At 51.6% G+C, this 3525-nt stretch carries 2 protein-coding genes; one reads left to right on the plus strand and one right to left on the minus strand.

Translation table 11 applies throughout. The annotated features are described in order from the left end of the window. Positions 1-666 (plus strand): exodeoxyribonuclease III (gene xth / locus Q0L94_RS10215; protein ID WP_296753024.1); only part of this gene is annotated, 666 nt, incomplete at its 5' end. Positions 667-858: 192 nt separating this feature from the next. Here the strand turns inward: xth and Q0L94_RS10220 are convergent. Beyond that, the gene (locus tag Q0L94_RS10220; RefSeq protein ID WP_296753025.1) at positions 859-3111 is read right to left on the minus strand and encodes a restriction endonuclease; all 2253 of its coding nucleotides are present in this window, start codon (positions 3109-3111) and stop codon (positions 859-861) included. Positions 3112-3525 lie beyond the last annotated feature (414 nt).

Here is a 3525-nt window from a genome sequence, read left to right on the forward strand (position 1 = left end):
ACCAAGCTCACCGACGACAATTTTCCGGTTGCCGAACTGGAGGCGGCCGGCTACCGCGTCGCCTTCGCCGGGCAGAAAACCTACAACGGCGTTGCCATCGTCAGCCGCGCCGAACCGCTCGACGTACAGATCGGCATTCCGGGGCTGGAGGACGAACAGAAGCGCGTCATCGCCGCCACCGTCGACGGCGTGCGCCTGGTGTGCGTGTATTGCCCCAACGGACAAAGCCTCGATTCCGACAAATATCCCTACAAGCTCGCCTGGTTCGACGCCCTTGCCGCCTGGCTGAAGGACGAACTGGTTCGCCAGCCCAAACTCGCCGTTCTGGGCGACTACAACGTCGCACCGGAAGACCGCGACGTGCACGACCCCGAGGCGTGGAAGGACAGCGTGCTGGTATCGGAGCCCGAACGCGAACGCTTCCGCAAGTTGCTGGCGCTGGGCCTGAAAGACAGCTTCCGCCTGTTCGAGCAGCCGGAAAAAAGCTTCAGCTGGTGGGATTACCGCATGATGGGCTTTCGCCGCAACCACGGCCTCAGGATCGATCACATTCTTCTCAGCGAGCCACTGGCCGCTGCCTGCACGTCAAGCACCATCGACCGCGACATGCGCAAACTGGAACGGCCGTCGGATCACGCGCCGGTGGTCGCCGAGATTGGAAACTGAAGTATTTGCAATCGATTCCACCCGACAGGCGAACATCCGTACTCAATCCGGCTGATGACGGTTATCTGCGCCAAGCGCAAGCCGGTGCCAATAGCGGGCGGCGGCTCTTCTTCGGTCTTTTCGGCCATTGGTAAACCTCACACGTTTCGTCAGTAATGTGTCCAGTTTCCGACCTTGACGGTACGACGTTCTTCAGCCTCTATCAAATAGATCTTCGATTTCGTCGACAACATGCATTAATGGTCCTTCTACCTCCCGATCACCGCCATCGTAGGAGTTCTCAAAATAGCTATGCAACCCATCAATTACGTCATAGGAATCCAAGACACGGGCAATGTCGTCTGCACAGACATCCACGCCCAGATCAACGAGCTCTTCTTCAACTAATCTCGACAATTCGTTGCTAGCGGCATGAACATCGCCGTACTCAACTCGGGAAAAAGCGGAGTCCACATCTATGAAATCGGAAAAGCAATCCGATACCATATCGAGCACGTGCTCTTTCGCTGCTTGTACGTTCTGGCCATATCCTGGAGTCTCCTCAGGAATCGCCAACAAGAGCGATGACATAGCTTGGATTTCGGTCGCTGATTCAGCTATTTCAATGTTGCCCGAGACAAAGCTCAAAGCCTGCTCGGGTGTCACGATGTGTTGGCTTAATCCCCACTCGATGACGCTGAAAGAATAATCAGTTGCCTCGCCCACGCCTTCATTGAGAATAAACAAGACAGTTGCATGCAAGGCCGACGATGGCGGGTCTTTTAAGCCTTCACATCCCTTATAGACATCAAAGAGCGCCGAAATATACGCGACACTTACCCCGTCAAACATCGCCGCGGTGAAATATTCAAACAATGCCTCGCAAATGATCTTGACATTTGCTCTAGACAGCAAGCCGTCACCTTGAAGGCTTCTTAATGTTATCGTTGATCGGAGAGTTCCAAGGCTCTGCAACCCAAGACGCAATGCAACCACATCACCTGCATACCGTCTCAATACGTAATCGCCAATGGACGGATTGAAAAGGTCGATTATCGATGGTCCATGCGAAGAAATCGCCCTATTGAGAAATGATCCGGTAAGCAATCGGATATTGGACTGGAATTCGTGTCGGCCATGAAGATGCTGATTTTCGTGCAAAGCAATGTAGCGGTGATATGCCTCAGCGAGGGCACTTTCATCAAGCGCATGCCCATTGAGTACCACCAAGAATATGATTGCGCGACAGAAGTCATCTTGCTGCGCGACGAAGGGATTTTCCCAAACTTGGGATGGGTTGGCTAACGACTGAACGATGTATTTCCAATAGTCGGCGGGAGGACATGTATCTAGTCTCGTAACATCAGTAACCAAGCTGATCAAACGAGGATTGAAATTCTTATGTTCAATGATCTTGCGGTACCGCCTATCAACATAGAGTTCCTCGACGTATTCGCTTTCAAGGCCTGAATGCCAAATGTGGTTGTAAAGAATCTGCGCCTTATCTAGTTCAGAGAGAGACTGAATCTTTATTTCGTATTCGTTTCGCCGAATGTTACTGTGCTCAAGGCTATCAATTAGGAATTTACCTTGATTCAAGATCGTACTTCTTGACGTAAGTACGAATCGCTTATTCTTGTTAGCTGCTACCCGTCGAATGAATTGCGTAATGTGACTGCCTTCGTGTCCTCTAAGAGCGTCCAAATAATTGCGTCCCAAGAAATCATCAAAGTACACAATCTGCTTTTTTTCTGGATCGAATGCCGACTCCGCCTCTCGAATGTCGTCGGCAATTTTCAGATAGGCAAAATCTTGGGCGACGTAATGCAAGCATAGATGGTCTGCCAAAGTAGTCTTGCCAACTCCGGGTTCTCCTGTGATTATGACCGCACCTAGTCTGGACAAGATATTCAGCGCTGCTTGGTGGTTCGCGGTTACAACATACCGCGAAGACGAGCGAATTATTTCCTCAAGTGAAAACGCGCTTCTACCCAAAATTGCGCTGTTAATGATGTGCCCGAGAACGCTGGAGCTATGAAGCCAGAGCTTGTAGTGCCTTTGTTCGATGTGGGCATTATCTTTGAGTAAATCGTTTAGGTCCTCTTTCCCATAAATGTCGCTTTCTGAGGCGATGTGGGGAGCAAGTGCACGGAGAATCGTCTTCTTGTCTGCGCGTGAAAGCGCGTTGGAAACCGCAAGTAAATATCGGTGTGGCTTCAACTTATCTAGCTTTGGTTTCTCCTTAAACTCTAGTGTGCGAACGAGTTGCCTCAACGGGGTGTTACTCCAGTGTTTGCACTGCAGAATCACCTCTTTGCCTTCGCTGGCAAAAAACCGTCCGTCAACCCCAGCATCCCGACCTGCCTTAAATCGCTCGATCCGAGCGCCTTTCACCTCGCCTATCAGGTCGGCACATAGGATTTCGAACTCCTTGTCATTTAGCGGCTTAAAGTCATAGTCAGACATGCTTGTGACGAACTCTTTATGAGGTTGTTATTACGCCGCCATCAGATTGGAGCGGAGCGGCATACAAGACAGGAGTGTATGACTTTTGACGCCAAGCGTGCCGACTCCAACACGTCGACTAAACGTCAGCAAATCGACGTATTGCAGTCTGATTTCGAGAATTCAACAACAGCCGCTTCGGCCGAACAAGAGCCGAACACTACAATCGACCTAGGTTTCTCATTTTGACCCAATGCAGACAACCCAACCCGCCAATATTCGCCTCCTCCCACCAAAAAACAGGATCAGTACTGCACCACCGCCGGATCGAGACTGCGCCACAGATACCAGGTGGCGACGGTACGCCAGGGCGCGTGGCGTTCGCCGTGCTGGCGCAGGGCCTTGGGGGTGGGCCGCTCGCCGCCGAGATAATGC

Source organism: Thiobacillus sp. (genome assembly GCF_024708915.1).

Bases quoted from the DNA above. Each gene is read 5' to 3' on its own strand.
- Q0L94_RS10220 (WP_296753025.1), bottom strand. From the start codon at position 3,111: ATGTCTGACTATGACTTTAAGCCGCTAAATGACAAGGAGTTCGAAATC.